The organism is Flavobacterium sp. HJSW_4 (assembly GCF_042436695.1).
Taxonomy (GTDB): domain Bacteria; phylum Bacteroidota; class Bacteroidia; order Flavobacteriales; family Flavobacteriaceae; genus Flavobacterium.
The window spans coordinates 1-1726 of sequence record NZ_JBHNPP010000076.1 but is presented as its reverse complement, the minus strand read 5'-3'; the positions used below and the strand labels follow the sequence as shown (position 1 = coordinate 1726).

The following is a 1726-nucleotide window of genomic DNA, read 5'->3' as shown; positions in this document are numbered from 1 at the left end:
AATTAAAATCAATGCTTATGTGTCTTCTGTTGGTCCAATTCATTTAGATACACCTTATCAAGAATTGGATTTTTCTAAAATTGAAAGTAATCCAGTACGTTGTCCAGACGAAAAATCTGCAGCGATTATGGAAGAGTATATTCGTGATATCCGTAAGCAAGGAGACACTGTTGGAGGTGTTGTAACTTGTGTAATTCAGAATGTTCCTGTTGGTTTGGGAGAACCTGTATTTGATAAACTTCATGCAGAATTAGGAAAAGCAATGCTTTCTATCAATGCTGTAAAAGGTTTTGAATACGGTAGCGGTTTTTCAGGATCTGAAATGAAAGGAAGCGAACATAATGATTTATACAATCCTGACGGATCTACAAAAACAAATCTTTCTGGAGGAATCCAAGGTGGAATAAGCAACGGAATGGATATTTATTTCAGAGTTGCTTTCAAGCCAGTTGCAACTATTATGCAGACTCAAGATTCTTTAGATAATAAAGGTAACATTACACCAATGACAGGTAAAGGGCGTCATGATCCGTGTGTAGTGCCTCGCGCAGTGCCAATCGTAGAAGCGATGGCAGCAATTGTTTTGGCTGATTTTTATTTAATCAACAAAACATATTAGTAAAAGGTAAGACAGTGAGGGTCTTATATTTTAATAATTAAAAAATAATTTAATGCAAGAAGTAACAGAAACTAAAAAACAATCATTTCTTTCGGGATTAACAGGGCAAATTATAATTGCGATGGTTCTTGGAGCCATTTTAGGAATTATATTGCACAATACCATTTCGCCTGAAGCGGCAAAGTTATTTAGTGGCAAAATCAAAATGCTAGCGACGATCTTTATTCGTTTGGTGCAAATGATTATTTCTCCGTTAGTTTTTACGACTTTGGTAGTAGGAATTGCAAAATTAGGAGATATTAAAACCGTTGGAAGAATTGGAGGAAAAGCTATTGGGTGGTTTTTTACAGCTTCATTTATTTCTCTTTTAATCGGATTGTTTTATGTAAATGTTTTACAGCCTGGTGTTGGTTTAAAACTAGAACACGTTGATATGGCAGCAGCTTCTGAAGTTACTGGTAAAACACAAAATCTGTCTTTTGACAATTTCGTTGAACATATCGTACCGAAGAGTATTGTTGAAGCAATGGCAACTAATGAAATTCTTCAGATTGTAGTTTTTTCTATTTTCTTCGGATTAGCAGCAGCGTCTTTAGGTGAAACTGTAAAACCAATAATAGGTGCTTTCGATAAATTATCGCACATCGTTTTGAAAATGGTAAATTATGTGATGAAATTTGCTCCAATTGGAGTTTTTGGGGCCATTGCAGGTGTATTTGCTATACGTGATGCAGAAGAATTGGTGATTACTTACTTTAAGTTCTTCGGATCGTTTTTAATTGGTATCGGTACGCTTTGGGCAATTTTAATTCTTGTTGGATATATTTTCCTTAAAGGAAGAATGACTGAATTGCTAAGACGTATTACAGGACCTTTAGCTATTGCTTTTGGAACAACAAGTAGTGAAGCCGTATTTCCTAAATTGACTGAAGAATTAGAAGGTTTTGGAGTAAAAGATAAAATCGTTTCTTTCATGTTGCCGCTTGGTTATTCATTTAACCTTGACGGAAGTATGATGTACATGACTTTTGCCAGTATTTTTATTGCTCAATTCTATAATGTGCATTTGGATTTGGGAACGCAAATGGCAATGCTTTTAGTTTTAAT

2 protein-coding genes are annotated in these 1726 nt (G+C 34.9%); both read left to right on the top strand.

From position 1 onward, the window contains the following. Window positions 1-619, top strand: a 619-nt coding sequence (gene aroC, locus ACE01P_RS24360; protein WP_379701660.1) for a chorismate synthase, incomplete at its 5' end; no start/stop codon positions are given. Window positions 620-671: 52 nt separating this feature from the next. Next, window positions 672-1726 (top strand): dicarboxylate/amino acid:cation symporter (locus ACE01P_RS24355; RefSeq protein WP_379701659.1); only part of this gene is annotated, 1055 nt, incomplete at its 3' end.